Raw genomic sequence first — 26,065 nt, forward strand, 5'->3', positions numbered from 1 at the left:
CAGGGCTGACGTGCCGCACAGTGGAACCCGCCGACTGACCCGCCTTCTGCCCTGGACCAGTGCGGAAGGCAATCCCTGTTACCTGGTCGCCGACGACAGCGAAGGCGGCCGCCTCTCCCGGCTCGCCGACTCGATCGAGTCCGTACAGCTCGGCATGGGCAACGACCTGCTCGGGCATGCCCGGGTGCTGGTCGACGACCCGAAGGTCGGACCCGTCGAACTCCGGTATCTCTCCGCGCGTCTGACCGAGTCCCTGGCCGATGTCCTCCGGGTCGCCGAGAGTCGCGGGGCCCGGCTGGAGAACTGCGGGCCGCCGCCCACCCCGTGAGCGGGCTCACGGATGCATCCGCGCCCCCTTCACCACCTTGTCCACCGCGTTCTTCGGCCCGTACACCGCGAGTCCCACCAGGTCCAGGTCGGCCGTCGGGACGGCGCGGACCGCCGCGCGGTTGGCGGCGTCGTGGCCCGTGGTGAAGAGGTCGGCGGTGAAGACGGAGCGGGGCAGGGCGCGGGACAGGGCGCGGGTGTGGGCGGCCTTCAGCGTCTCCTTCGTGCCCTCGAAGACCAGCACCGGCTGGCGGAACATGGACAGGTAGGGGACGCCGTCCGCGTCCTCGTACGGCTCGCCGACCAGCTCGGGGACCTCCGGTCCCAGGCCGCTGACCAGGAACGCGGTCACGTTCAGGCGCTGCCAGGTCGCCAGGTCGGCGCGGAGCAGCACGGCGATCTTGGTGTCGAAGCGGAGGGGCTCTTCGTCGTTCATGGAGTGAGACTGCCGTCCGGTCCGCGGTCCGGTCTTGTACGTTTTTTGCATGGCCGCAGTCAGGAACGGAGCCGGGGCGCCCGGGACCGCCGTCGCCGCCTGGCGTCCGGCGGTCCCGGGCGTCGTGGAGGTGTTCCACGCCCGGTTCACCGAGTACGCCTATCCGATGCACGTGCACGAGGCGTGGACGCTGCTGATCGTGGACGACGGGGCCGTACGGTACGACCTGGACCGGCACGAGCACGGCACCCCGCACGGCACCGTGACCCTGCTGCCGCCGCACGTCCCGCACAACGGGTCGCCCGCCACCCCGGGCGGTTTCCGCAAACGGGTGCTGTACCTCGACGGGTCCCGGCTGGGCGACGATCTGATCGGGCCCGCGGTGGACCGGCCGGACCTGCGCGATCCGGTGCTGCGGCGCCGGGTGGGGCAGCTGCACACCGCGCTGGTGCGGCCCGGCGAGGAGCTGGAGGCGGAGAGCCGCCTGTCGTTGATCGGGGAGCGGCTGCACGTCCATCTGCGGCCCGCCGACGCCCGTCCGGCGCGGCCGGACTCCGTACTGGCCCGGCGGCTGCGGGAGCTGCTCGACGAGCGGGTCGTCCAAGGGCTCAGCCTGGCCGAGGCCACGGCGCTGGTCCCGGCCCACCCGGCGCATCTGGTACGGGCGTTCAGCGGGGCGTACGGGATCGCGCCGCACCAGTACCTGATGTCCCGCCGCGTCGACCGGGCCCGGCGGCTGCTGCTCGCCGGGCGCGGCCCGGCCGACGTGGCCACCGCCACCGGCTTCTACGACCAGGCCCATCTGACCCGGCACTTCAAGAAGCTGGTGGGGGTGACCCCCGGGCGTTACCGCACGAGTACGGAACTCACTTGACGTCCACGTAGTCGCCGGCCGCCGTCGCGCCACCCGTGGTGGCCGTCTCGCCGAAGGTCCAGCGCCAGTAGCCGTCCGTGGCCGCCTTGACCGTGGTCTTCAGGGCGCCGGTGGAGCTCGCGCGAACCGTCTTGACCGTGCTGTACGTGCTGGTGCCGGCCTTGCGGAACTGGAGTTTGGCCAGCTTGTCGGCGTAGCCGGGGTACGTGTGCTTGACCCAGTCGGCGCGGGTGGCCTTGCCGGTGACGGTGAGGGTCTTGCCCTTGGCGACCGGTTCCGGGGCGGCGTTGACGGTGACCTTCGCGGCCCGCTTGACCGCGACGCTGCCCTTGCCGGTCAGGTACTCCTCGGACTTCACCTGGCCGGACTTGGTCCACAGCATGGCGTGGAAGGCGAGCTTCCAGGTGGTGGCGTCGTTGTTGGAGTCGAGGCGGTAGCGCGGGTCGATGTAGAGGGTGCCCTCGCAGTCGGCGGCGCGGGTGCCGTCCTCGTAGCAGGTGTAGCCGCCCGCGTAGATGCCGCCGGACTCGGCGCCCTTGGCGGCGGTGGTGCCGTGGTACAGGAACGGGTCGAAGTCCACGTTGGGCATGGAGTATCCCGCCGGCCAGCTGACGTGGAAGCTGATCGTCGGTTCCACCTCGGCGGTGGTGCCCACCACGATGGGCTTGCCCTTGTTCAGGACGACCTGGGACACCGCTATGCCGGTGTCGGCGGCCTGCGCGGCCGGGGCGGTGAACGCCGCGAGGGCGAGCGCGCCCGCGATCACCGCGGCCACGCCGCCGGTTCTGCCTGTGCTCATGCACGGCCTCTCACTGATGGAGCTGGTGAAGCTCATGGGTGAACCTCTTGGAGGAGGTGAAATCGCCGCAGATTAACAGGCTGTTCAGCTCGCGTTGTCCCCGGTGGGACGCTGGATGAGCGACCGGAACGCGTCCAGGTTGCGGGTCGGCTCACCGCGCGCCGTGCGCCACTCGTACTCCTTGCGGATCGCGCTCGCGAAGCCCAGTTCCAGCAGGGTGTTGAAGGCGCCGTCGGCAGCCTCCAGGACCTGGCCGAGCAGGCGGTCGATCTCGTCGGGGGTGACGGCGGGGAGGGGGAGGCGGGCGGTGACGTAGACGTCGCCGAGGCGGTCGACGGCGTAACTCACGCCGTAGAGCTTGAGGTTGCGTTCCAGGAGCCAGCGGTGGACGCCCGCCTCGTTCTCGTCGGGGTGGCGGATGACGAAGGCGTTGAGGGAGAGGGAGTGCCGGCCGGCGATCAGGGAGACGGTGGTGGAGAGCTTGCGGGTGCCGGGGAGTTTCGCCACGTAGCTGCCCGGCTCCGGGCTCTCCCAGTCCAGGCCGGCGTCCCGCAGGGCCTCCTCGACGGTGCGCGCCGCCGTCCGCTGTGCCTCGTCAGCCATGGTGGGAGGGTACGCGACGGCGGTGGGCCTGCATCGCGGCCGTGTAGACGTCGGCGGTGGCGGCGGCGGCCGTGTCCCAGCCGAAGGACCGCGCGTGCCGGGCGGCGGCGTCGCCCATCCGGGCGGCGAGCTCGGGATGGTCGGCGAAATCGCGCAGTACGCGCGCGTACGCGGCCGGTTCGTGGCCGTCCACCAGGAAGCCGGTCTCGCCGTCGCGCACCGCCACCGGAAGGCCGCCGACCGAGGCGGCGAGCACCGGGGTGCCGGCCGCCTGCGCCTCTATGGCGACCAGCCCGAACGACTCGCTGTAGGACGGCATCACCAGCACGGACGCGGCCCGGAACCAGTCGGCGAGCTGCTCCTGCCCGACCGGCGGGCGGAACCGTACGACGTCCGCGATGCCGAGCCGCGCGGCGAGCTTCTGGAGCCCCTCCGGTTTGGCCAGGCCGCTGCCGCTGGGGCCGCCGACGACGGGGACGACGATCCTGGAGCGCAGCTCCGGGCGCTCGGCGAGGAGCACGGCCACGGCGCGCAGCAGCACGTCGGGGGCCTTCAGCGGCTGTATACGGCCCGCGAAGAGCGGGATCAGCGCGTCCTGCGGCAGGCCGAGGCGGGCCCGCGCGGCGGCGCGTCCGTCGGCCGGGCGGAACCGGTCGAGGTTGACGCCGGGGTGGACTACGGCGACCCGGCCGGGGTCGGCGGCGTAGTGCCGGACCAGTTCGCCGGCCTCCTCCTCGGTGTTGGCGATCAGCCGGTCGGAGGCGTTGACGATCTGGGTCTCGCCGATCACCCGGGCGGCGGGCTCGGGACTGTCGCCGGCGGCCAGGTTGGCGTTCTTGACCTTGGCCATGGTGTGCATGGCGTGCACCAGGGGGGCGCCCCAGCGCTGGGCGGCGAGCCAGCCGACGTGGCCGGAGAGCCAGTAGTGCGAGTGCACGAGGTCGTAGTAGCCGGGGCGGTGGCCGGCCCACGCCTGCATCACACCGTGCGTGAAGGCGCACAGCTGGGCCGGGAGGTCCTCCTTGGCCAGGCCCTCGTAGGGGCCGGCGTCGACGTGCCGGACCAGGACGCCCGGGGACAGCTCCACGGTGGGCGGGAGGGCGGCGGTGGTGGCCCGGGTGAAGACCTCGACCTCGATGTTGATCGCGGCGAGGCGCTGGGCGAGCTCCACGATGTAGACGTTCATGCCGCCGGCGTCGCCGGTGCCGGGCTGGTGCAGCGGTGAGGTGTGCACGGAGAGCATGGCGACGCGACGGGGCCTGCGGCGCGGCCTGAGCCGCGCGGGGGCCGCCGCCGAGCGACGCCCGAGCCTGCCGGCGTACTGGCTCACGTGGCGTTCCTCCTTGCTGCGGGCGGCCGGTGCACGACACGGAGGGCAGGGCTCGCCCTCCACGGGAGTGCAACGCGGGCACGCGGTGCCGCATTCCGGTTTCCTCGTGTTTCCTCGTCTTTGCCGAATCGTTACTGCTTGTCGCTCAACCGTTCGAGTGGCCAGAGGGTCCCGGTCGTCCCGGGGCCCATCCGGGTACCGCCTACCCTCGTAGTCATGTCCGCCCGCGCTCCCCGCCCCGTCGGCACGGTCACGCGCGGGACCACCAACCCGAACCGGCTGCGCCGCATGGACCGGTGGATCGCGGCCACGCACGGTGCCGAGCTGCGCCGGGCCGACGACCCGCTCGCCGTCGACCTCGGCTACGGGGCGGCGCCCTGGACCGCCGTGGAGCTGCTGCGCGGGCTGCGGCACGCGGCGCCGCGGGCCCGGGTGGTGGGCGTCGAGATCGACCCGGCGCGGGTCGCGGCCGCCGCGCCGTACGCCCGCGAGGGCCTCGACTTCGTCCACGGCGGCTTCGAGATCCCGCTCCCCCGCCGCCCCCTGCTGATCCGCGCGGCGAACGTGCTGCGCCAGTACGACGAGGCCGAGGTCGCCGCCGTCTGGCGGCGGCTGTGCGCGCGCCTCGCGCCGGCCACCGGGGACGCCCGCGGCGGACTGCTGGTGGAGGGCACCTGCGACGAGATCGGGCGGCGGCACGTGTGGGTGGCGCTGGGCCCCGAAGGGCCGCGCACGGTCACCTTCGCGACCCGCCTCGCCGCCCTGGACCGCCCCTCCGACCTGGCCGAACGGCTGCCGAAGGCGCTGATCCACCGCAACGTCCCCGGCGAGCCGGTGCACGCCTTCCTGCGCGACTTCGACCGCGCCTGGGCCGCCGCCGCGCCCTACGCCTCCTACGGCGCCCGCCAGCGCTGGCTGCGCGCGGTGCGCGACCTCACGGCCGACTGGCCGGTGACGGACGGGCCGGCCCGGTGGCGGCAGGGGGAAGTGACGGTGCGGTGGGGCGCGTTGGCGCCGGGGTCATGGTCATGGGGGCCGACGCGCCCCTGAGGGGCGACGGGGAAAAGAACTGCTTCTGTCGGTCTCTGACTGCCTCTGTCGCTTCCCGGTCCGACATGGCACGATCCCCGGGGAAACGAGACGTTACTGACGGTTAATCAGTTTGGGGGCAGAGGTATGGGGCCGGGGAAGCGTGGCCTGATCACCGCGGCCGTGGCCGTGGTCTGCGCGGTCACCGTGCTGACCGCGCCGGGCACGGCGTTCGCCGACCCGGGGCCCACCCCGGCCCCGACGGCCGGCGTCACCCCGGACCAGGACGCAGGTGTCACCCCGGACCAGGACGCCGATGTCACCCCGGACCAGGACCTCGAAGCCGTCCGCGACCGGCTCGACCGGCTCTACCGTGAGGCCGCCGCCGCCACCGACGCGTACAACGCGGCCGAGGAGAAGGCCGAGCGGCAGTCCGCGGAAGTCGTCGAGCTGGCCGCGAAGATCGTCGAGGGCCAGGAGGCGCTGGACGCCCTGGAGCAGCGCGCCGCCGCCGCGGCCCGCTCCCAGTACCGCACCGGCGGACTGCCCGACGAGGCGAAGCTGATGCTCAGCGACGACCCGGCCGAGTTCCTGGACGGCGCGGGCCGGGTGATCCAGGGCCAGCGCGCCGCCAAGGGTCTGCTCGGCCAGTTGGAGCGGGCCCAGGCGGCCCTGAAGACCTACGCCGCGGACGCCGCCGATCACTGGCAGGAACTGGAGGCGAACCGCAAGGCGAAGGCCGCCGCCCAGCGGACGGTCGAGCACCGGATCGCGGCGGCCGAGAAGCTGGAGTCCGCGCTGGCGAAGGAGGAGAAGGAGCGCCTCGCCCGCCTGGAGCGCGCGGCGGCCGAGCGGGCGCAGACCGCCTGGCTCGACTCCGGAGCCCTGGACGGGGCCGGCGCGGACGCCACCGAGCAGGGCGCGAAGGCCGTGAAGTACGCCACCGCCCAGATCGGCAAGCCGTACGTGTGGGGCGCCGAGGGCCCGAAGGCGTTCGACTGCTCCGGACTGACCTCGCGGGCCTGGGCCGCGGCCGGCCGGGGCATCCCGCGCACCTCGCAGGAGCAGTGGCGGCAGCTGGAGCGCGTATCCACCGAGGACATGCGGCCCGGCGACCTGATCATCTACTTCGACGACGCCAGCCACGTGGGGATGTACGTCGGGGACGGCGAGGTGGTGCACGCCCCGCGGCCGGGGCGCGCGGTGACGGTCACCGGGGCGGGCACCATGCCGATCCTCGGGGTGGTCCGGCCGGAGGCGTGACGCGGGCGCCGTCCCGGGGGGACCGCCGCACGGAAACGGCCCGGCGTGAGGCGCGCCACGTGACCGACTCCACCCGGGTTCCCGGCGCGGCCCGCGCGGCGACGTGACGTTCGTCATCCCGGGGGACCCGGACCGCTGCCCAACTGCGGTACGGAACGCGGCATATGACAGTGGCCGTTGGCGGACCGACGTGCCGTGCGCCATTCCGCTGCCCGGCGGTCACCCGCTATGGTCCCCGTCGGTGGGTCGAGGTCCCTCGCCCCGCCATGCCCTCGGGGGGAGGGAAGGAACCAAGACGATGCCCGTACCCGTACCGCGGCAGAGAGCGATCCCGGCCGTGGAGAGTGGTCAGGCGCAGGCCGCGGCCAGGGCCGGCGGCCCGTCCGTCGAGCAGGCCCCGGCCCGGAAGGACACCGGCGCGGCCGGCCGGACGGCGGGTCACGACACCGGCCGGGAGCCGGCCGCCGCCGACCCCGCCGCGCACACCAACCTGACGCTGCTGCTCATCGAGGACGACCCGGCCGGCTCGCCGATCGTGCCCGACCTGCTGGACCAGTCCGGCCGGCCGATCCGGATCCGTACCGCCCGCAACCTCACCGAGGCCGAGCGGCTGCTCACCGACGACGTGCACTGCATCCTGCTGGACCTCGCCCTGCCCGCCCCCGGCCGACCGGCCACCACCGCCGTTGACACGAACAGCGACGGCGACGGCGGCAGTGGCGGCAGTGGCGGTGGCGGCGACGAGCTGGCGGTGCTCAAGCACGTACTGGAGCTGGCGCCCCGGCACGCCGTGCTCGCGCTGACCTCGTCGTCCGACGCCGAGCGCGGCGCCGAGGCGGTGGCGGTCGGCGCCCAGGACTACCTGTTCCGCGACGAGCTGGACGGCCGGCTGCTGAGCCGGGCCATCCGCTACGCCGTCGAGCGCAAGCGGTCCGACTGGGCCGAGCGGCGGCTGGCCGAGGGCCGGCTGCGGGCCCAGGAGAACCGCCGGCTGGAGCGCGGCCTGCTGCCGACGCCGCTGCTGGACGGCTCCTCGCTGCGGTTCGCCGCCCGCTACCGCCCCGGCCGCTCCCGCGCCCTGCTCGGCGGCGACTTCTACGACGTCGTCCGCACCCCCGACGGCACCGTGCACGCCATGATCGGCGACGTCTGCGGGCACGGCCCGGACGAGGCGGCGCTCGGCGTGGAGCTGCGGATCGCCTGGCGGGCGCTGACCCTGGCCGGGCTCTGCGGTGACCAGCTGCTGGGCACGCTCCAGGAAGTACTGGAGCACGAACGCGGGGACGACGAGATCTTCGCGACGCTGTGCACCGTGGACATCGCGCCGGACGGCCGGCGCGCCGGGCTGTGCCTGGCCGGGCACCCGGCCCCGCTGGTCGCCGGCCCCGGCCGGCCCGCGCGACTGCTGCCGTACGACAACAACGGCCCGGCGCTCGGGCTGCTGCCCGGGGCGCGCTGGCCGCGTACGCAGGTGGAACTGGGCGCCGAGTGGAGCCTGATGCTCTACACCGACGGGCTGATCGAGGGCCACACCGGCGCGGGCCGGGAGCGGCTCGGCCAGGACGGGATGGTGGAGCTGGTCCGCGGCAAGCTCGCCGAGGGGCTGAGCGGGGAGGCGCTGCTGCGGACGACCGTCAACGAGGTGCGCCGGCTGAACGGCGGCGAGCTGGCGGACGACGTGGCGGTGGTACTGCTGGACCGGACCGCCTGAACAGGGCGCCCGCCCCGGTGCTCAGCGACCCCCGTTGTACGGCCCGTACGGACCGTCGCTGCTGCTGCCCCGGCGGGTGCTGCGGCCGCCGCCCGGCAGGCCGCGCAGGGCCGGGCGTACGTCGACCATGTACACGATCGTCGCGATGAGACCGATGATCGGCAGGAACGACAGGACGTTGAAGATCAGGTTCACCACGAAGGCGAGCCCCAGGATGATCAGCCAGAACGGCTTGGTCTTCTTGTCGGCCGCGCGATAGGCGTCCTCGCGGCGGGTGGCGGCGTCGACCAACGCGAAGCCGCTGAACACGATCAGGGCCATGCTCAACAGCCACATGAAGCCCGCGAACCCCTGCATCAGCACTACGTCCACCACCAGACTCGGGTCGTCCCTACGCCGTCACCGTACCCGTACAACGGTCCGGGCACCCCGAGGGTGCCCGGACCGCCGCGTGCTCACTTGCCGGAGGGCGTGGACTTCTTCGCGGTGCTCTTCGCCGGGGCCTTGCGCGCGGCGGGCGTCTTCTTCGCGGCGACCGCGGCGGGCGTCACCGGTGCCGTGGCGGGCTTCTCCTCCTCGACCTTGACCGGTTCGGTCTTCGGCTCGACGGCCACGGCCAGGTCCTCGACATCCTCGGCGACGTCCTCGATGCCCTCGGCGGCCTGGCCGCGCCAGGTGCGCACGGCCTGCTCGCCGTGCTCGGCGACCTTCTCGTAGGTCTCCTTGGCCTTGACGGCGTACTCGGCGGCCACGCCGACCCCGCGCAGCGCGAGGTCCTGGGCGCTCTCGCCGAGCTTCTTCAGGTCGGTGTCGAGCGAGCCGATGAACTCGTTGACCTTGGTCTGGAGCGTGCCCTGCGTCTCCTTGACGCGGGCGGCCGCCTTCTCCTGGACGGCCTTGGGGTCGGTGCCGCGCACGGCCTCGATGCGGGCCGGCGCCTCGGTGCGCAGCTGGTCCACCAGGACGGGCACCTTCTTGGCCTGCTGCCAGGCCAGGTCGGCGGTGCCGGCGGCGAAGTAGAGCGGCGTCGGGTCGCTGAAGGTCTTGCGCAGGTCGTCGGTGATGGCCATGGTGACGGTCCTCCCGGATCGCGTTCAGCTGTAAGTGTGTGCAGGGCGTGCTACGGGTCTCCCGCGCGGGGCCGGTGGCCGCTTCCTACCCGGCCGTCCGTCGCGGGGCGGCGTCGTCGCCGCCGGTCACGCGCGGGCCGCGTATGGAGATGTCGTCGTCGGGCCCCTGGTCAGGTCCAGGTCCGGTGCCGAATCCGTTCTCCTTGCGGAAAGACTCGTAGATCTGGATCAGCACCTGCTTCTGGCGCTCGGTGAGCGTGGGGTCGGCGAGGACGACCGCCGTGGTCGCCGCCTCCCGTTGCCACTCCTCCCGGTCCCGCTCGGCATCCAGGATCCCGGCCCGCACGTAGAGCGTCTCGGCGGAGATCCGCAGCGCCTTGGCGACCTGCTGGAGCACCTCCGCGCTCGGCTTGCGCAGCCCGCGCTCGATCTGGCTCAGATACGGATTGGACACCCCCGCGGCATCGGCGAGCTGCCGCAACGACAGCTGCGCGGTGCGCCGCTGCTCGCGCAGGTACTCCCCGAGGTTGCCGACGTTGAGCGATGCCATGCCTCTACGATGCCCGACCGCGCTAACTATTGCAAGCAAGGTGCTTGCAAGAGTGACTCGGCGCTAGACCGCTAGACGGAGACGACGACCGACTCCGCGCGGGTCCCGTCCGGGCGCTGCCAGGGTGCGGTGACCGTTCCGGAGGCGGCGGCGGACTCATGGTGAGGGAGTGCCCGGTGGACGACGGGCACCGCGTCGCCGGGGTCGGTGACGCGTACCCGTACGGACGGGTCCGCGGTGTCGCTCTCGCTCTGTGCCTGCGCGACCGCCTCGCCGCGCAGCAGCGCGGTCAGGCAGGCGACCAGCACCGGGTCGTGCCCGCCGTCGTAGACCCAGCGGGTGCCGAGGACACCGTGCTCGGACGTCCCGATCAGCGCCGCGTCCGCGCCGTCCAGCGGCGCTCCCCGGTAGGTCAGCGGCACGAAGTACGCCCCCGACCCGGCACCGGTGACGATCATGAACTCGATGCCGACCTCGCCGGCCGGGTCGTCCAGCCGGAACCCGCCGGCCCTCGTGAGCTCCGCGTCCGGTCCGCCCCGGTACCAGGGCTGGGCCGGCAGCCACTCGGCGAGCAGTTCCAGCTTGGTGGGGCTCATCGTGGTGCGGTGGATGACAGCCACTGCGGCTCCTCGGTTCGGTCGGCTAGCCTGCGCACCCATGATCGTATGGATCAATGGCACCCACGGGGCGGGCAAGACCACGACGGCCGCGCTCGTGCAGCGGCTGATCCCGGACTCCCGGGTGTTCGACGCCGAGAAGGTCGGCGAGGCGCTCATGGACATCAGGCCGAAGCTGCCGGGCGCGGGGGTGGACAACTTCCAGCACTGGCCGCCCTGGCGCCCGCTCGTCGTCGAGACCGCCCGCCGGGTGCTGGACTTCGCCGGCGGCACCCTGGTGATGCCGATGACCGTGCTGGTCGAGGCGTACTGGCGGGAGATCGACGCGGGCCTGGCCGAACACGGCATTCCGGTCCGGCACTTCGTCCTCCACGCCGACCGGGCCGCCCTGCGCGCGCGCATCGCGGGCGACACCGTCCTCGGCCCCGACTCCCCGTTCCGCCTCGCCCACCTGGACCCCTACGCGGAAGCCGCCCGCACCTGGCTGCACGCCGAGGCGGAGGTCGTCGACACCACGCACCTCACCCCCGCCGAGGCCGCCCGGCGGATCGCGGAGGCGGTCAAGGGCTGAGGTGACTGTGCCGGGCTGGACTGGGCTGGACTGGACTGGACTAGGCGGGGCTGGACTGGGCGGGGTGGGGCTGTGCGGGGCCACCCCTTCACGCCCCGTCCCCGAGGAGGCAGAACGGGTGCCCGGCCAAATCGGTGAGCACCGTCGCCCTCGTTCCGTGCGGCTGGTGGTCCGGCTTGCCTGCCCCCAGCCGCAGCAGCCGGGCCTCGGCCGCCGCCAGGTCCGGGCCGGCCCGGAAGCACAGGCGCAGTTGCTGGGGCACGGTCTGGCCGGGCCAGCGCGGGGCCCGGTAGCCCTCGACCCGCTGGAAACCGATGAACAACCCGTCCTCCGCGCTGAGCCCCGCGAAGTCGGCGTTCGATCCCGGGTGCGGTGTCCAGCCGGTGGCCTGCTGGTAGAACGCCGCCAGGGCCGGCGGGTCGGGACAGTCGAGAGTGATCGCGCACAGTGTCGGGCGCGGAGTCGGGCGCGGAGTCGGGCGCGGGGTCGTCACATCCCCACCCCCGGTGCCGTCACCTTGGCGACGAAGCCCGCCAGGTTCGCCACGGTCCGCCCGATCTTCTCCTCCAAGGTCAGCGACTCCTGGAGCCGCGCCCCCGGCCCCGCGCTCCTGAGCCCCCGTACGTAGAGCGAACAGGCGAGGTCGCTGCACACGTAGATGCCGACCGAGTTGCCCTGCTGGCCGGCCTTGCCCGCCTTCGGGGCGACCATCAGGGAGACGCCGCCGGTGTGCGTGGTCAGGCAGATCGAGCACATGCTGCGCCGCGCCTGCCCGGAGTGCGGGGCGGGGCAGCGCAGGGCGACGCCCGTGAGCCGGCCGTCCAGGTCGGCCACGAGACAGGCCCGGTCGGGGGCCTGCGGGTCGCGCCAGCCCAGGTAGTCGAGGTCCGCCCAGGGCCGGTCGGCGAGATCGCGCGGCACGTGCAGGCGCTTGGCCTCGCCCTTGGTGCGGTTGACGAACGCGGCGCGGATCTCGGGTTCGGTCACAGGTTTCATGAGTTCAACGGTAATTTGCCTATAACCTTTAGGCAAATATTTAATGGTGCATAGATACTGCCTTAGATAGATAGGCAGGTGAGAGGACGGCTATGGCACGAGCGGGACTGACCAGGGAACGGCTGATCGCGGCGGGCGCCGAGCTCGCCGACGAGACCGGCTTCGGGCAGGTGACCGTCTCGGCGCTGGCCAGGCGGTTCGACGTCAAGGTCGCGAGCCTCTACTCGCATCTGAAGAACTCCCAGGAGCTGAAGACCGGCATCGCCCTGCTCGCCCTGGCCGAGCTCGCCGACCGGGCCGCCGACGCGCTCGCCGGCCGGGCCGGCCGGGACGCCCTGACCGCCCTGGCGAACGTCTACCGCGACTACGCCCGCGCGCACCCCGGCCGGTTCGCCGCCGCCCAGCTCCGGCTCGACCCGGAGACCGCCGCCGCCAGCGCCGGCGTACGGCAGGCGCAGCTGACCCGGGCCCTGCTGCGCGGCTACCACCTGGCCGAACCCGACCAGACGCACGCCGTACGGCTGCTCGGCAGCGTCTTCTACGGCTACGTCAGCATGGAGCTGGGCGGCAGCTTCAGCCACAGCTCCCCCGGCCCCGAGGAGTCCTGGACCCGGATTCTCGACGCCCTGGACGCCCTGCTGCGCACCTGGCCCCCAGCGCCCCCCGCCCCCGCCCCCGCCCCCGCACCGACAGGCCCCTGACATGCACACCATCCCGCTCACCGCCCCCGGCCTGCTGCGCGGCGCCCTCGACCTCGAGCGCACCGCGTACGGCCTGCTGCCGCACCGGCTGCCCGCGCGGGCCCGCGCCCAGTGCGCCGACCCGCAGCTCGCCCTGGCCGAGAGCCAGCCCTCCGGCGTACGGCTGGCCTTCCGTACCCGTGCCACCACCGTCGAGTTGGACACCGTCCCCACCAAGCGGGTCCACCCCGGCGCCCCGCCCCGCCCGGACGGCGTCTACGACCTCCTGGTGGACGGCGTCCCGCACGGCCGGGCCACCGCCCCCGGCGGCCACACCCTCACCGTCGACCTGGGCACCGGGGCCACCGAGCACCGCCCCGGCCCGGCGGCCACCCTGCGCTTCACCGGCCTCCCGGACCACGACAAGGACGTCGAGATCTGGCTGCCGCACAACGAGACCACCGAACTGGTCGCCCTGCGCACCGACGCCCCCGCGATCCCCGTACCCGATCGGGGCCGCAAGGTCTGGCTGCACCACGGCAGTTCGGTCAGCCACGGCTCGGACGCCGCGAGCCCCACCGCCACCTGGCCGGCCCGCGCCGCCCTGCGCGCCGGGGTGGAGCTGGTCAACCTGGGCCTGGGCGGCAGCGCCCTGCTCGACCCGTTCACCGCCCGCGCGCTGCGGGACACCCCGGCCGACCTGATCAGCGTCAAGATCGGCCTCAACCTGGTCAACGCCGACCTGATGCGGCTGCGCGCCTTCGGTCCGGCGGTGCACGGCTTCCTGGACACGATCCGCGACGGCCATCCGGCGACGCCCCTGCTGGTGATCTCCCCGCTGCACTGCCCGATCCACGAGGACACCCCGGGGCCCGCCGCCTTCGACCCCGCGCTGCTCGCCGAGGGCCGGCTCGGCTTCCGGGCCACCGGCGACCCGGCCGAGGTCGCCGCCGGAAAGCTGACGCTGACCGTCGTCCGCGAGGAACTCGCCCGTATCGTCCGGGACCGCGCGGCCGCCGATCCGCACCTGCACCTGCTGGACGGCCGCGCCCTGTACGGCGAGGCCGACCACGCCGAACTCCCCCTCCCCGACGGCCTGCACCCGGACGCCGCCACCCACCTGCGCATCGGCGACCGCTTCGCGGACCTCGCCCTCGCCCCGGGCGGTCCGCTGTCCTGACGTACCGCTCAGAACGGCAGCGGCCGGGCGTGCACCACGTCCAGCCGTGACACCGCCCGGGTCAGCACGACGTACAGCCGGTTGAGTCCTCGCTCCTCCGCCGCCGCGATCGCCGCCGGTTCCACGGCGATCACGTGGTCGTACTCCAGTCCCTTGACCTCGCCCGCCGGGACCACCGCCGGGCGGGCGGCCGGGTCCTCGGGGCCGCCCGCCGTGATCCCGGCCGCGGCCAGGGCCGCCCGCACCCGGCCGGCGTCCGCGTCGGCCACGATCACCCCGACCGACCCCTCCCGGCCGAGCGCGGCCCGCACGGCGGCCACCGCCGCGCCCGGCACCTCCCCCGCGTCCGCCACCCGGCGCATCGTCACCTCCCCGTCGCCGCGCGAGGAGCGGGCCGCGGGGACGGCCACGTCGAGCCGGCCGAGCAGCCGGTTGGTGAGGCCGACGACCGCCTGCGGCACCCGGTGGCCGGTGGTCAGCTCCGCCGGCGCCGCGTCCGGCCGGCCCAGGTGGCCGAGGACCGTGTGCCAGGACCGCGCCGCCCACGGCGTGGTGCCCTGCGCCAGGTCCCCGAGCACGGTGAGCGACCCGAAGGCGGCCCGGCGGGCGATGGCCCGGCACTCCATCGGGGACAGGTCCTGCGCCTCGTCGACGACGACATGGCCGTAGCCGCCGGGGCGGTCCAGGAGTCCGGCGACCTCGTCGAGCAGGACCAGGTCGGCGGCGGACCAGCGCGCCGACCGCCAGGACCGCGGCGGGCGCGGCCACCGCACCGCCTTCTGCTCGTCGGCGTCCAGCACCCCGTCGGCCGCTTCGGCCAGCGCCGCCGGGTCGGCCAGCAGCCCGGCCACCACCTCCTCCGGTCGCACCCGCGGCCATACGGCGTCCAGGCAGGCGGTGACCGGCCGGGCCCGCCCCGTCCGGCGCACCCAGGCCGCGCCGCAGGTCTCGCCGCGCCGTTCGGCCTGGTCCTGGAGGCATCGCACGATCCGGGCCCGGACCCGCTCCCGCCCGGTGTCGTACGGCGGTTCCTCCGCCCGTACGCCGGCCACGATCCGCGCCAGCTCACCGGCCGGCAGCCGCCTGCGCAGCGACCCGTCCGGCACCTCCAGGTCGGCCGCCGCCGACGCGGACACCCGCCCGTACAGCGCCCGGCGCAGCACCTCGGCCATCCGGGCGTCGTGCTTGACGACGGCCGCCGCCGGCTCGTCGGTGCCGGTCACCGGATGCCGGGCGATCTCCTGCGTCAGCGTCGACTGCCGTACGCCGCTCTCCCCGAGCGCGGGCAGCACCTCGGCGATGTAGCCGAGGAAGACGCGGCTGGGGCCGAGGACGAGCAGTCCGCCGCGCCGCATCCGGCGCGGGTGGGTGTAGAGGAGGTAGGCGGCCCGGTGCAGGCCGACGGCGGTCTTGCCGGTGCCGGGGGCGCCCTGCACGCAGACCGAGTCGGCCAGTGCGGCCCGGACCAGGTCGTCCTGCTCGGGCTGGATGGTCGCGGCGATGTCCCGCATCGGCCCGACCCGGGGGCGTTCGATCTCCCGGGCGACGATCCGGCCGGCCCCGGACTCGCCCCGGGCCAGGTGCTCGTCCTCCAGCCCGGTCAGGTCGGCCGAGTCGCCGCGGCTGCCGGGTGCCCAGCCGAACCGGCGGCGGACCGTCACGCCCTGCGGGTCGTGCGCGGTGGCCTGGTAGAAGGCGCGGGAGACGGGGGCCCGCCAGTCGACCACCAGCGGCGGGGCGGCCGGGTGCGCGGAGATCCGCAGCCGGCCGATGTGCAGCGGCCCCTCGGCGAGGTCGAGGCGCCCGAAGAACAGCGGCCCCTCGGGCAGTTCGCGCAGTTCCTTGGCCCGGCTGCGCAGCCGGAACCCGAGTACCTCGGCGTCGGCACCGGAGGCGGAGACGTCCTCGCCGGTGACGACGTGTTCCTGGGCGCCGTCGACCATCCGGGCGAGGGCGGCACGGCAGCGCTCGTGGTGGGCGCGTTCCTGGGTCAGGGCGTCCCGGAGGACGGGGTCGGGTGACGTCATTCCCCGAGCCTAATGGATTTCTTAACCGAGTAACATTTTTAACCGCATCTCATCCAGTGTTGAGCTGCGACAGCCCCGCCGCCAGCCGCCCGAACGCCCGCTCGGCGGCGGCCACCGCGTCCTCCCGTACGTCCTCGACCGCTTCCCCGCCCGCGATCCGCCGCCAGTTCTCCAGCGCGAGGATCCGCTGTACGGCGATGATCTGGCCGGCCGCCAGCCGGGCGTCCAGGTCGCCGCCGAGGGCGTCGGCGAGCGCGGCCTCGGAGCGTTCCTGGTAGCCGGAGACCCGGGCGGCGAGGGCGGGGGTGCCGTAGAGCAGCCGGTGGAAGGCGAGGACGTCGGGGTGGTCGTTCAGCCCGGTCACCGGGTCGCACCGGTCCAGTCCGGCCAGGAAGTGCCGCCGCAGCGCCGTCACCGGGTCCGGGCCCTCGGCCGCCACCCGCGCGGCCTCGCCCTCGTGGTCCGCGATCCGGTACAGGACCAGGTCCTCCTTGGCCGGGAAGTACCGGAACAGCGTCGGCTTGGAGACCTCGGCCGCGGCGGCCACCTCGGCGACCGACACGGCGTCGAAGCCGCGCTCCAGGAACAGCCGGACGGCGGTGTCCGACAGCACCTGGTACATCCGCTGCTTCTTGCGCTCCCGAAGGCCGGTACCGGTCATGGGGCGAGCGTACGCAGCCGCTCCCGCAGCCCCGCACTCAGGCGGCGCACCGGCAGCCCGAGCGCGCCGGTGGCGACCGCCAGGGTGCCCGCGTAGGAGTCGACGGCGCGGCGGACGTTGGGCGCGTCCAGGCTCGCGCCGGTCACCATGCGGTCCAGGTCGACGTAGGCCGACCGGACCGCCTCCAGCCTGCGGTACGCCCGCCAGTCCTGCCGCCAGTCGCGGGTGTGCTCGGGCGGCAGGCTGCGCTCCCAGCGGCGGAACATCCGGGTCCGGATCTCCGGGCGGGTCGGCGTCAGGTGCAGGTGCCGGACCAGGTCGTAGAGCGGGTCGCCGACCACCGCCATCTCCCAGTCGATGATGGTGAGGGCCAGCGCGTCGTCCCGGCGGACCAGGTTCCAGGGGTTCAGGTCGCCGTGCAGCAGGGCCGGTTTCCGCTCGGTCGTCGGCTGCCGGGACAGGATGCGGCGCAGCCGGTCGGCGTCGGGCAGGCCGAGCAGCCGGGCGCGGCGCAGGGACTCGGCGGGCAGTTCGGCGACCAGCGCGACGAGCTGTTCCACCAGCCAGTGGTGGAACCCGCCGCCGCCGGCCACCGGGTCGAGCTGCCGGTAGTGCACCCGGGTCAGCGCGCAGAGCTGGTCGACGAGCCCGTCCGCCTCGTGCGGCAGCAGACCGTCGACAGGGTGGCGGGGGGTGCGGTCGACGTCGTCCGGACCGACATAGGTGTGGATCGCGAACGGGTCCCGGCTGCCGCTCTCGCCGAGCGCCAGCACCCGGGGCGCCGCGACCCTGACGTTCGCCCGCTCGATGGCCCGCAGCACGGAGTGCTCACTGAGGAAACTCCGCTCGCGACGGCAGTCCTGGGGCAGTTTCCGGCGGACGACCACGGGGGCGGCGGCACCGGGCACCCGCACGACGGTGTTCAGGTGCCCGGTGCCCTTGAAGACGCGGTGCGCGGGGGCGGCGCCCTCCTCGCGCAGCGCCTGCCGCACAGCGGCGTCGGGGAAGTCGGCCCGCTCGGGGACCCGCCGGTCGCGGCTCCAGCGGTGTGCGCCGGCGAGCGGCCGCCGTCCGTCGTCGTCCCGGGACGCGCACCACCGGAACAGGGCCCGCTCGATCTCGCCGTCGCCGGCCACCCGGGTCAGCCGCAGCGGCTGCGCCGCCGCGTCCAGCGCCCGCCGCACCGCTTCCGTCGCCGCCGTCAGCCGCTCCTGGGTGAACGACCGGGCCAGCGAGCGCGCGGCGCGCATGACGTCCGGGTACACCGACTGGGCGCGTTCGAAGGCCAGGTAGTGCGGCAGGTCCCGGCTCAGTCCGTGCCCGGCCGCGGGCCGGACCTCCCGCACGGCCGCCGCCCACGCCTCGATCACCTCGGGCCACTGGGCGTCCGGGTACCGCATGCGGACCAGATGGGTCGCCAGGTCGTGCAGGGGGTCGCCGTAGCTGGCCAGCTCCCAGTCCACGCAGGTGAGGCGGGGACCGTCGGGCCCCTCGGAGACGATCACGTTCTCCCGGTGCAGATCGGCGTGGAGCAGGCTGAACGGCCGGCGCGTCAGGGCGGGCGTCCGCTCGCCCCACTCCCGCAGCGCTTCCTCGGGCAGCCCGAGCGCCGTGAAGAGCCCACCGAACTCAGTCCAATTGGCCTGCCTGATCTGTACGTCGGCGCGATGCGCGAGAGTGCGCAGGAAGGCTTGGCTGTCCGTGCCGTTGCGGGGCCAGGTGACCGGCAGCGGCGGCAGCGCGGTACGGCGCACCCGCGTCAGCCGGGCGAGCCGGCCGGCCAGCGCTTCGACGACGATGCGGTCGACGGGTTTGCCGGCCGGGCAGAGCTCGTCGAGGGTGACGCCCTCCACATGGGTCTGGACCGTGCCGCCGTCCCACCGCGCCAGACACCGCGGCACTTCGGGCAGCACCTCCCGTACGGCCGTCAGGACGGCCGGCTCGTCCGGCCAGGTGCGGATCACCACGGGGAGAGCGTCGGCCCGCCGAATACGCACGGTGACGGACTCACCGGGTTCCCGGCCGAGCAGCGCGGCCGCGCGGGGCGGCAGGGGCGTGATGTGGTTGCGGTGGTGGTGGCCCTGGACGGGCACCCCCTGCTCGACGGCCAGCCGTACGAAGGCGCGGAGCGGATCAGGAGGGGAAGGTACGACCACTGGTCGCTCCGGTGCGAAAGGGGCTGGTGTGACGACGGTAAACGCGATGCCGGGACAGCGCAGGGTGGGGTGTCACCTGCACGGCCGCGACCAGTGGGGTGCCGGGGACCTTACCGCATCAGGTTTTGCCTTCCGGCACCGACAGATGCTCCCAGAGGGAGTCGAACCACTGCTGGTGGGCGTCGACGAACGGCGACTTCGCGAAGTGGGTGGCCTGAGCGCCGAAGCCGAGCACGTCGAGGGCGTCGACCTGCTCCGTCTCGTTCAGCATGATCCGCCGGGGTATCACCCGGTACACGCTGTGCAGCAGCTCGGTCCGGTTGAGCAGGTAGACCTTGAAGGCCGGCGTGAGCGGCACCCGCCGCACGACCACCGACACCTTGGCGACCAGGGAGTTCGCCGCCAGCTCCGCCAGCGTCATCCGCAGCGCACCGAGATGCCGGTCGCTGATCCGATGCAGCCGGTCCCGCATCCGCGGGTCACCCGGGTCCCGCGCGCTGCGCGGATAGGGGAGCTCCAGTCCCTCGGACGGCAGGAGGACACGGAGCGTGATCTCCGCCGGCGCCGGGGACCGTCCGTGCACGATCCGCTCGGCCTGTTCCCGGACATGGGCGTCGAGCGATTCGGTCGTGAGGGTGTAGACGTCGAGGGCGACCTTGCGGCCGGCGAACGCCCGGTCGATGAACCAGCCCAGGTCGGCCGCGGCCATCGAGGACTCCGGAACCGGTGGCTGACCCGACTCCCTGATCACCCGGGAGCCGCTGCCCTGGCGGGTCTCGATCCAGCCCGCGTCGCGCAGTTCCGCCAGCACCCGCTGCACGGTGTCCCGTGAGACACCGAGCCGCTCGGCCAGTTCCCGCTGCGGTGGCAGCACCCGGCCGAAGCCGTAGGTGCCGTCGAGTATCGACTCCCGCAGGGCCGCCAGGACCCGCTGGAACTCCCTGCCGCCGTCTCCCGTCCGCGCCTCGCCCACCCGCCGACCGTACCGCCGCCGACCGATGAGCACACCACTTTCGGACAAGTAAGCAGTCCAACTGGCGGACCCGTTAACCGATCTCACGGAGCGGGCACAACCACACTACGACAACCGGTCCAATTGGCCCACTAGTTGTCGGTCCATCGCAGATCTGACGGGGAGGCACATGATGCGCCGGCACATCGTGGGACTGGTGGTCGAGTACGCCGTCCAGACACTGCTGCGGTCCCGGTACGGCCCGCTCTGCCTCGTCCTCCTCGTCGCCGCGGCCACCCTCCTCCTGCTCCGCCCCCTGCTCCGCCAGGTGCACCCCCTGTGGTGGCTGGCCCTCGGGCTGCTCGTCCTGACCGCTCAGGCCTGAGCCAGCAGCGCGGTCCGTACGTCCGACAGGTCCGCGACGACGTGGGACTGGTCGGCACCCGCGGCCACCAGGGCACCGGCCTTCTCCTCATTGCGGGCATACCCGAGGAACGGGACCCCGGCCGCCCGCGCCGCCGCGCAGTCGGACGGGGAGTCCCCGATCATCAGCGCCCGGGACGGGTCGGCGCCCATCGCGGTCAGCGCCCGCAGCAGCGAGTGCGGATGGGGCTTCATGAGGCCGAGGTCGCCGGTGCGGCCGTAGAGGGAGAAGAAGCACCCCGTCAGGCCCCGGGTGTCCAGGTACGCCGCCGCCACCCGGGCCGAGTTGTTGGTGGTGACGGCGGACACCACGCCCAGCGCGGTCCAGGTCCGGATGAGCGGATCGGCGTAGGGGGTGGGGCGGGCGCCGGGGACGGCGGTGAGTTCCTGCCGGGTGAGCCACTCCTCCAGTTCCACCACCAGGTCGCTGCCCGGGTGCTGTTCGCCGACCCGGAGCAGCACGGCGTGCGGATCGCGCTGGGCCCGTTCGGCCGGGGACAGCGAGCCGCCCAGCCCCAGCGCGTCGATCTTGTGCACCAGGTCCTGGGCGATGCCGCCCGCCGGGCGCCCGGCGAACAGCCGGCAGATCGGCCCGTCCAGGTCCCACAGGACGTACCGGACCGGAGTGATCAGTTCGTGCAAGGAATCTGTCGATGCGGTCACCGGAACAGTCTGCTGCGTATCTGAAGTCACTAGGAGAGTGTCAGGTCCGTCGTGATGGTTTCCCAGAGGGCGTCGAACCACTTCTGGGATTCCTCCACGAACGCCGCGTCCCGGTGCCCCGCCTGCTTCAGGAACGCGAACAGCAGGGACTGCGAGCCGAGGGCGTCGTACATCTCCAGGGTCCGGCTCTGCCACTCCTCCTCGCGCCGGGTGAGCATGTAGTAGCCGATCAGCGCCTCCTCGCCGCCCAGCAGGTACAGCTTCATCGGCGGGGTGAAGGGCAGCGCGCGGAAGGACACGTCGACGTCGACGCGCTGGGTGGACCGTACGGCGTTCAGGTTGTGCTGGAGGACCCGGGCCTGGGCGTCGCGCATCTGGACCCAGCGCTCGTGCACCGGGTCGGAGTCGTCGTCGGCCGGGGTATCGACCAGTACCGGGAAGGCGAGGTTGATGTCCCGGGAGGGCATCAGGACGCGGAAGGAGATGGACCGGGGCCGCAGCCGACCCTCGTGGATCATGCGGAGCGGCTCGCTGAGCGCGAGCATCAGCGTCTCGGAGGTGTGGCAGACGACGTCGACCCGGACCTCCGGCTCGTTGAACGCCAGCGTCAGCCGCGGCGCCAGCGCCACCATCGTGGGCTGCGGCTCGCCGCTCGCCGGGTTGGGGGCGGCGATCCGCGGCGGGCTGCCCTTGCTGACATTGCTGAGCAGTCCGTCCTCCTGGAGCGACCGCAGCGCCTGCCGGACGGCGCCGCGCTCCACACCGAACTCCTCCGACAGCTCCGCCTGCGTGGGCAGCCGGTCGCCCGCCTTCAGCTCACCGGCGCGGATGCGCTCCCGCAGGATGTCGGCGATCTCCTGGGGAGAGAGCCTTCTGCTGCCGTCCACTGCAACGTTCTCCTGAGTCACGTCCGAAAACTACAACTGTGATCCATCTTAGGGGAGTTGTTTGGAAGTTGTTTAGCACTTGCCGCCAAGTGGGACCACATAGAAAGAGTTGGTCGCCAACTTAGCCGAGTTGGCGGACGTTTCACCTCCGCTCCGCCAAGGAGGAACTCATGCCCGCCCTCGCCGTCGTCCCCATCGCCTCCAGTGTCTCCACCGTCCTCGTCGTCGCCTTCGACGACTTCCTGCACTGGCGGTACGGCGCCACCGGTGTCCTCGGCCTGCTGCTGCTCACCATAGGCATCAAGGCCCGCCGGCCCGCGGTCAGTTCCACCGGAGCGGTGGTGCTCGCCCTGCTGGTGGCGCGGCCCGCCCTGTGAGTCCGGGGAAGGCGACCGGGGTCAGACCGTGAGCACCAGCCGCGAACTGATCGTCTCCCACAGGGCGTCGAACCACCGGCGGGACTGATCCACGAACCCGGCGTCCCGCGGCCCGGCGCCCTGCTCGAAGGCGAACAGCACCGAGCGGATGCCCTCGGCGTCGTACATCTCCACCTCGCCGTCGTCGGTCTCGTGCTGCCGCCGGCCCAGCGTGTAGTAGGCGAAGAGCGCCTCCTCGCCGTTGAGCAGGTACAGCTTGACCGGCGGCGTGAAGGGCAGCGCCCGGAAGGTGACGCTCACGTCGATGCCGTACGTGGAGCGCAGCGACAGCAGGTTGTGCCGCAGCACCTGCCCCTGGGCGTTGCGCTGGGCCAGCCACCGCCGGTGGACCGGGTCCTCGGGGTTGTTCCCGGGATGGCCGGCGACCGCCACCGGGAAGGCCAGGCTGATGTCGCGGGAGGGCAGCAGGACCCGCAGGTCGATCTTGGCCGGTTTCATCCGCCCGGCGTGGATCTCGCGCAGCGGCTCCCCGATGGCGAGGGTGAGGGAGACCGAGGTCAGGCACAGCGCGTCGATCCGCACGTGCTCGGCGGCGAAGGCGGCGGCGATCCGCGGCGCGAGGGCGACGGTGGTCGGCAGCGGGGCCGCCGACGGTCCGGTCGCCGTCCTGCCGAGGTCGGCGGCGACGGTCGCGGGGCTGCCCTTGGAGACGTTGGTGAGCAGATGCTCGGACTGGAGAATGCGCAGCGCCTGGCGGACCGTGCCGCGCTCCACGCCGAACTCGTCCGCCAACTGGGCCTGGGTGGGCATCCGCTGGCCCGGCCCCAGTTCCCCGGCCTTGATCCGGGCGCGCAGTTCGGCGGCCACCTCGCGATGGGTCCGCTGCGGCCGCTGTGACCTCTTCCGTCCATTGACGGTGGCGTGTTCCGGCTCCACGCACGAACCCTACAACTTCTCGCCAAGTTCATATAGTTCGCGAGAAGGTGGTTATGAGCCGCATCCAAGTGGAGAGAACTATGGAAGAGTTGGCAGCCAACTTGCACAACATGGTTCGACCTCATAGGGGTTGGCCAACAGGATGTCAGTTGGGACCATGTCCCGCGGGGGGACGTCCCGAAGGGGGGAACCACCATGCCGCTCGTCGCAGTCGTCATCGCAGCGCTCGCCATCGGGTTCGAGCAGCTGGTCCAGTGGAAGTACGGCCCGTTGGGCATCATCGCGTTCGTCGCGCTGTCCATCGGCATCAAGGCGAAGAACACCGCGATCGGCGGCGTCGGCGCGGTGATCCTCGTCATGCTGCTCGCCCAGTCGGGCTGAGCCCCTCAAGTGTGCCCGCGGTCCGGACTCCCTTCCGGAGGGGAGCCGGGAATCCGGACGGACGGGCCGGCACCACCGCACAACAGTCACAACCACAACCACAACCACAACCACAACTGAAGAGCACGCTACGGATACGCACAAACGCACATACGCATAACGCACACGCACCGCACACCCGTCCCCGACCGGAAGGAGGCCGGCTCCTCAGAACATGTCCGGGCACCACGGTCGCCTGGAAGTACGCAGCAGGGCGTCGGCCACCACGGCGGCGCCCGCTCGTTCTTCCCGCACCCGGCCCAGTGCCGCCAGCCGGACCGCCGACTCGTCGCCCAGCCACAGCCGGGACAGGTCGGCCACGTCCAGCACCAGGTCCGCGCCCTCGGCCGTCGCCCGGCAGGACGCCCGGCCGCCGGCCGCCGCCAGCCGCCACCGCCCGCCGGCCAACCCGTCCCGGTCCACCACCTCCAGCACCAGATCGCCCGCAGCGCCGTAGGTCCGCGCCTCCAGCGCCCGTACGACGTCCAGGATCCGGATCCACAGCCAGTCGGCCTGCGTGCTGATCCGGGCGGCGCGCGGGTCGGGCAGGAGGTGCGGGAGCAGGTCGTCGGGGGAGCGCCAGCCGCTCTTGACCGTCACGACCCAGTCGATCGAGCACAGGAAGTGCCACAGGGCCCGCTCGGCGGCCGGCGTCGTGCCCGCCAGCCACGCCACGCTCACCGTGTTCAGCGGCTGCTTGGCGTCCCCCCAGGTGTCGTCGGCCCGGTAGGCGGCCATGCCCTCGACCTCGCCGGCCGCCGAGCGGTACACCGCGTAGAACGGCTCGGTCCAGGAGGCGTCGAAGCGCAGCACACCGGTCCGCGCCGACCACCACAGCTCGTCGCGGCTGACCGCGCCCGGCCGGCCCCGGCGCAGCCGCTCGTGGAACTCCGGGCCGAGCCGGCGCACGTCCGCGCCGTCCACCAGGTCGATCCGGCCGCCGTCCGCGGGCCCGGACCAGCGCGGGTCCAGGCCGGCCCGGGGCACGTCGACCGTCCACTCGGTCATCGTGGTCGCGGGCCCGAACCCGTACCGCCCGTAGATCGGGTACTCGGCGGCGATCAGCGTGGCGACGACGTCCCCGCGCTCCTTCGCGGCCGCCAGGTCGCGGGCCATCATGCGGGTCAGCAGCCCGCGCCGGCGGTGCGTCGGGGTGACGGTGACGTTGGATATCGCGTCCGCGGGCACGAAGCCGCCGCCGACGGCCGTGATCTCCTGCGCGAAGGAGCGGAACGTCGCCACGCACCGCCCCGCGTCGAAGGCGCCCAGCAGCCGCCCGGGGACGAACCGGTGGCGCCGGGCGCGCAGTTGCTCCTCGGCGGAGCTGGGCGCCCGCAGGAACCCGGTGTTCAGGGCCCGGTCCCAGTCCGGGAGTTCGGCTTCGGTGACGGGGCGTACGTCAATGGCCGCGCTGCTGCTCATGCGCTCACCGTAGGCCGGGGGCCCGGCCGGCGTCGCGGCAATTCAGCCCTCGCTCCCCCACCCCGGACGGGCCTCGTCAGAACGCGGCCCGGATCTCCCCCACCTCCTGGCCGCCGCCGAGCAGCGGGGCCCGGCCGATCCGCGCCACCACCGGCGCGTCGACGCCCAGCAGGGTCAGGGCGCGGGCCAGTACCGGGCCGAGCGCCCGGGTCGACCCGTCGTCCACCTTGAAGGCGAGCGCCCGGCCGTCCGGCAGGGCCACCGCCTGGACCGCCTCCGCGCCCATCTTGGACAGCGTGCCCGGCACCTCCCGCATCAGCCAGGTGTCGGCCCGGCGGGTGCCGGCGACGTACTCGGGGTGGGCCCGCATCGCGTCGGCGACCTGGCGCTCGGCCGAGCCCGGCGCGGCCCGCACGAAGGACCGGAAGGCGCGGGCCAGCCCGGTCAGGGTGATCGCCATCAGCGGCGCCCCGCACCCGTCGGTGCCGACGGCGGCGACCGGCTCCCCGGCGGCCTCCGCCACCACCTCGTGGATCAGCCGCTGGAGCGGGTGGCCGGGGTCCAGGTAGCTCTCCAGCGGCCAGCCGCGCTCGGCGCAGACGGCGAGCATCGCGGTGTGCTTGCCGGAGCAGTTCATGGTCACCCGGTCCGGCGCCGCGCCCGAGGCGAGGTAGGTGTCCCGTTCCTCGGCGTCCAGCGGCAGGTCGGGCGGGCACTGGAGCAGCCCCGCGGCCAGCCCGTGCTCGGCGAGCATCTTCCGTACCAGATCGCGGTGAAACGATTCTCCAGAGTGACTCGCGGCGGCCAGCGCCAGCCGCTCCCCCGCCAGCTCGAGGCCCGCCCGCAGCACGCCGGCGGCCTGCATCGGCTTGTTGGCGGAGCGCGGGAAGACGGCGGCGGCCGGGTCACCGAGCGCCAGTTCGACCGTCCCGTCCGGGTCCAGCACCACCAGGCTGCCGCGGTGCCGGCCCTCGACGAACCCGGACCGCACGACCTCGGCGAGGACGGGCGGCGCGGGGGGTGTCGCCTCGGGCGTGGATGTGCGTGTGGTGGAGGTGGGTGCGGGCATCGGCGGTGGCCTTCCGACGGGGGACCCGCCGGGCGG

The 26,065-nt window shown here is 73.4% G+C and carries 30 protein-coding genes; 11 read left to right on the forward strand and 19 right to left on the reverse strand.

The annotated features are described in order from the left end of the window. The first annotated feature begins 10 nt into the window (after positions 1-10). Positions 11-328, forward strand: coding sequence for a hypothetical protein (locus ACTT8P_RS05225; RefSeq protein WP_442830323.1), 318 nt, complete (start codon positions 11-13; stop codon positions 326-328). 6 nt (positions 329-334) lie between these two features. Here ACTT8P_RS05225 and ACTT8P_RS05230 read toward each other — a convergent pair whose 3' ends face one another. Next, entirely contained in the window at positions 335-814 is a 480-nt protein-coding gene (locus ACTT8P_RS05230) for a DUF2000 family protein (protein ID WP_442830324.1), read from the reverse strand. Between ACTT8P_RS05230 and ACTT8P_RS05235 the strand changes: the two genes are divergently transcribed. Next, the gene (locus tag ACTT8P_RS05235) at positions 813-1,637 is read left to right on the forward strand and encodes an AraC family transcriptional regulator (protein WP_442830325.1); all 825 of its coding nucleotides are present in this window, start codon (positions 813-815) and stop codon (positions 1,635-1,637) included. The two genes, ACTT8P_RS05230 and ACTT8P_RS05235, sit on opposite strands and share 2 nt — an antisense overlap. On the opposite strand, the gene ACTT8P_RS05240 is transcribed toward ACTT8P_RS05235, so the two are convergent. From ACTT8P_RS05240 to mshA, 3 genes are all read right to left on the reverse strand, one after another. After that, positions 1,630-2,436 carry a hypothetical protein gene (locus ACTT8P_RS05240; RefSeq protein ID WP_442830326.1) on the reverse strand — a complete coding sequence of 269 codons (807 nt, stop codon included), beginning with the start codon at positions 2,434-2,436 and terminating at the stop codon, positions 1,630-1,632. The genes ACTT8P_RS05235 and ACTT8P_RS05240 overlap by 8 nt on opposite strands. Positions 2,437-2,520: 84 nt before the next feature. Next, entirely contained in the window at positions 2,521-3,039 is a 519-nt protein-coding gene (locus tag ACTT8P_RS05245) for a YbjN domain-containing protein (protein ID WP_442830327.1), read from the reverse strand. After that, positions 3,032-4,369 carry a D-inositol-3-phosphate glycosyltransferase gene (mshA, locus tag ACTT8P_RS05250; RefSeq protein ID WP_442830328.1) on the reverse strand — a complete coding sequence of 446 codons (1,338 nt, stop codon included), beginning with the start codon at positions 4,367-4,369 and terminating at the stop codon, positions 3,032-3,034. The genes ACTT8P_RS05245 and mshA overlap by 8 nt, the downstream gene beginning before the upstream one ends. A gap of 216 nt (positions 4,370-4,585) precedes the next feature. Between mshA and ACTT8P_RS05255 the strand changes: the two genes are divergently transcribed. The 3 genes from ACTT8P_RS05255 to ACTT8P_RS05265 all read left to right on the forward strand — a co-directional run bounded on the left by ACTT8P_RS05255 (position 4,586) and on the right by ACTT8P_RS05265 (position 8,372). Further along, the gene (locus tag ACTT8P_RS05255; RefSeq protein WP_442830329.1) at positions 4,586-5,419 is read left to right on the forward strand and encodes a class I SAM-dependent methyltransferase; all 834 of its coding nucleotides are present in this window, start codon (positions 4,586-4,588) and stop codon (positions 5,417-5,419) included. Between the two features lie 126 nt (positions 5,420-5,545). Continuing rightward, a complete protein-coding gene (locus tag ACTT8P_RS05260; RefSeq protein ID WP_442830330.1) occupies positions 5,546-6,661 on the forward strand; it encodes an NlpC/P60 family protein in 1,116 nt (371 codons plus the stop codon). A gap of 298 nt (positions 6,662-6,959) precedes the next feature. Further along, positions 6,960-8,372 (forward strand): PP2C family protein-serine/threonine phosphatase, encoded by a 1,413-nt coding sequence (locus ACTT8P_RS05265; protein ID WP_442830331.1) that lies wholly within the window; start codon positions 6,960-6,962, stop codon positions 8,370-8,372. Positions 8,373-8,393: 21 nt separating this feature from the next. Here the strand turns inward: ACTT8P_RS05265 and ACTT8P_RS05270 are convergent, their stop codons facing one another. The 4 genes from ACTT8P_RS05270 to ACTT8P_RS05285 form a co-directional block, all read right to left on the reverse strand. Next, positions 8,394-8,729, reverse strand: coding sequence for a DUF2516 family protein (locus ACTT8P_RS05270; protein WP_442830391.1), 336 nt, complete (start codon positions 8,727-8,729; stop codon positions 8,394-8,396). A 98-nt stretch (positions 8,730-8,827) separates the two neighbouring features. Then, positions 8,828-9,442 (reverse strand): hypothetical protein, encoded by a 615-nt coding sequence (locus tag ACTT8P_RS05275; RefSeq protein ID WP_442830332.1) that lies wholly within the window; start codon positions 9,440-9,442, stop codon positions 8,828-8,830. Positions 9,443-9,527: 85 nt separating this feature from the next. Continuing rightward, a complete protein-coding gene (locus tag ACTT8P_RS05280; protein WP_442830333.1) occupies positions 9,528-9,992 on the reverse strand; it encodes a helix-turn-helix domain-containing protein in 465 nt (154 codons plus the stop codon). A gap of 71 nt (positions 9,993-10,063) precedes the next feature. Beyond that, positions 10,064-10,612 (reverse strand): maltokinase N-terminal cap-like domain-containing protein, encoded by a 549-nt coding sequence (locus ACTT8P_RS05285; RefSeq protein ID WP_442830334.1) that lies wholly within the window; start codon positions 10,610-10,612, stop codon positions 10,064-10,066. Positions 10,613-10,649: 37 nt separating this feature from the next. Here ACTT8P_RS05285 and ACTT8P_RS05290 point away from each other — a divergent pair, with 37 nt between their 5' ends. Beyond that, the gene (locus ACTT8P_RS05290; protein WP_442830335.1) at positions 10,650-11,180 is read left to right on the forward strand and encodes an AAA family ATPase; all 531 of its coding nucleotides are present in this window, start codon (positions 10,650-10,652) and stop codon (positions 11,178-11,180) included. Positions 11,181-11,268: 88 nt separating this feature from the next. Here the strand turns inward: ACTT8P_RS05290 and ACTT8P_RS05295 are convergent, their stop codons facing one another. Continuing rightward, positions 11,269-11,673: a VOC family protein gene (locus tag ACTT8P_RS05295; protein ID WP_442830336.1), complete on the reverse strand. Its 405-nt coding sequence runs from the start codon at positions 11,671-11,673 to the stop codon at positions 11,269-11,271. Then, positions 11,670-12,176: an FBP domain-containing protein gene (locus tag ACTT8P_RS05300; RefSeq protein ID WP_442830337.1), complete on the reverse strand. Its 507-nt coding sequence runs from the start codon at positions 12,174-12,176 to the stop codon at positions 11,670-11,672. Before ACTT8P_RS05300 ends, ACTT8P_RS05295 begins: the two co-directional genes overlap by 4 nt. 92 nt (positions 12,177-12,268) lie before the next feature. On the opposite strand from ACTT8P_RS05300, the gene ACTT8P_RS05305 reads away from it, so the two are divergent. Together ACTT8P_RS05305 and ACTT8P_RS05310 are read left to right on the forward strand one after the other, a co-directional pair. Continuing rightward, entirely contained in the window at positions 12,269-12,877 is a 609-nt protein-coding gene (locus ACTT8P_RS05305; protein ID WP_442830338.1) for a TetR/AcrR family transcriptional regulator, read from the forward strand. 1 nt (position 12,878) lies between these two features. Continuing rightward, positions 12,879-14,036 carry an SGNH/GDSL hydrolase family protein gene (locus tag ACTT8P_RS05310; protein ID WP_442830339.1) on the forward strand — a complete coding sequence of 386 codons (1,158 nt, stop codon included), beginning with the start codon at positions 12,879-12,881 and terminating at the stop codon, positions 14,034-14,036. A gap of 8 nt (positions 14,037-14,044) precedes the next feature. Here ACTT8P_RS05310 and ACTT8P_RS05315 read toward each other — a convergent pair whose 3' ends face one another. From ACTT8P_RS05315 to ACTT8P_RS05330, 4 genes are all read right to left on the reverse strand, one after another. Beyond that, the gene (locus tag ACTT8P_RS05315; RefSeq protein WP_442830340.1) at positions 14,045-16,063 is read right to left on the reverse strand and encodes a HelD family protein; all 2,019 of its coding nucleotides are present in this window, start codon (positions 16,061-16,063) and stop codon (positions 14,045-14,047) included. Between the two features lie 49 nt (positions 16,064-16,112). Beyond that, the gene (locus ACTT8P_RS05320; protein WP_442830341.1) at positions 16,113-16,724 is read right to left on the reverse strand and encodes a TetR/AcrR family transcriptional regulator; all 612 of its coding nucleotides are present in this window, start codon (positions 16,722-16,724) and stop codon (positions 16,113-16,115) included. Next, positions 16,721-18,880: a phosphotransferase family protein gene (locus ACTT8P_RS05325; protein ID WP_442830342.1), complete on the reverse strand. Its 2,160-nt coding sequence runs from the start codon at positions 18,878-18,880 to the stop codon at positions 16,721-16,723. The genes ACTT8P_RS05320 and ACTT8P_RS05325 overlap by 4 nt, the downstream gene beginning before the upstream one ends. 118 nt (positions 18,881-18,998) lie before the next feature. Next, on the reverse strand, positions 18,999-19,853 hold the full coding sequence (locus tag ACTT8P_RS05330) for a GntR family transcriptional regulator (protein WP_442830343.1): 855 nt from the start codon (positions 19,851-19,853) through the stop codon (positions 18,999-19,001). A gap of 169 nt (positions 19,854-20,022) precedes the next feature. Between ACTT8P_RS05330 and ACTT8P_RS05335 the strand changes: the two genes are divergently transcribed. Then, positions 20,023-20,217, forward strand: a complete 195-nt coding sequence (locus ACTT8P_RS05335) for a hypothetical protein (protein ID WP_442830344.1) — start codon at positions 20,023-20,025, stop codon at positions 20,215-20,217. Here the strand turns inward: ACTT8P_RS05335 and ACTT8P_RS05340 are convergent. Beyond that, positions 20,208-20,918 (reverse strand): HAD family hydrolase, encoded by a 711-nt coding sequence (locus ACTT8P_RS05340; protein ID WP_442830345.1) that lies wholly within the window; start codon positions 20,916-20,918, stop codon positions 20,208-20,210. The genes ACTT8P_RS05335 and ACTT8P_RS05340 overlap by 10 nt on opposite strands. 29 nt (positions 20,919-20,947) lie before the next feature. After that, positions 20,948-21,805 carry a winged helix-turn-helix domain-containing protein gene (locus ACTT8P_RS05345; protein WP_442830346.1) on the reverse strand — a complete coding sequence of 286 codons (858 nt, stop codon included), beginning with the start codon at positions 21,803-21,805 and terminating at the stop codon, positions 20,948-20,950. 170 nt (positions 21,806-21,975) lie between these two features. On the opposite strand from ACTT8P_RS05345, the gene ACTT8P_RS05350 reads away from it, so the two are divergent. Continuing rightward, entirely contained in the window at positions 21,976-22,182 is a 207-nt protein-coding gene (locus ACTT8P_RS05350; RefSeq protein WP_442830347.1) for a hypothetical protein, read from the forward strand. Positions 22,183-22,203: 21 nt separating this feature from the next. On the opposite strand, the gene ACTT8P_RS05355 is transcribed toward ACTT8P_RS05350, so the two are convergent. Then, complete coding sequence (locus tag ACTT8P_RS05355; protein ID WP_442830348.1) at positions 22,204-23,118, reverse strand: winged helix-turn-helix domain-containing protein; 915 nt, start codon at positions 23,116-23,118, stop codon at positions 22,204-22,206. Between the two features lie 195 nt (positions 23,119-23,313). On the opposite strand from ACTT8P_RS05355, the gene ACTT8P_RS05360 reads away from it, so the two are divergent. Continuing rightward, on the forward strand, positions 23,314-23,499 hold the full coding sequence (locus ACTT8P_RS05360; RefSeq protein ID WP_361156007.1) for a hypothetical protein: 186 nt from the start codon (positions 23,314-23,316) through the stop codon (positions 23,497-23,499). Positions 23,500-23,706: 207 nt separating this feature from the next. On the opposite strand, the gene ACTT8P_RS05365 is transcribed toward ACTT8P_RS05360, so the two are convergent. Further along, the gene (locus ACTT8P_RS05365) at positions 23,707-24,960 is read right to left on the reverse strand and encodes a GNAT family N-acetyltransferase (RefSeq protein ID WP_442830349.1); all 1,254 of its coding nucleotides are present in this window, start codon (positions 24,958-24,960) and stop codon (positions 23,707-23,709) included. A 76-nt stretch (positions 24,961-25,036) separates the two neighbouring features. After that, entirely contained in the window at positions 25,037-26,029 is a 993-nt protein-coding gene (locus tag ACTT8P_RS05370) for an asparaginase (protein ID WP_442830350.1), read from the reverse strand. Between the last annotated feature and the right edge of the window lie 36 nt (positions 26,030-26,065).

The sequence above is a fragment of the Streptomyces sp. JW3 genome (assembly GCF_052216785.1).
In the GTDB taxonomy this organism is placed as follows: domain Bacteria; phylum Actinomycetota; class Actinomycetes; order Streptomycetales; family Streptomycetaceae; genus Streptomyces.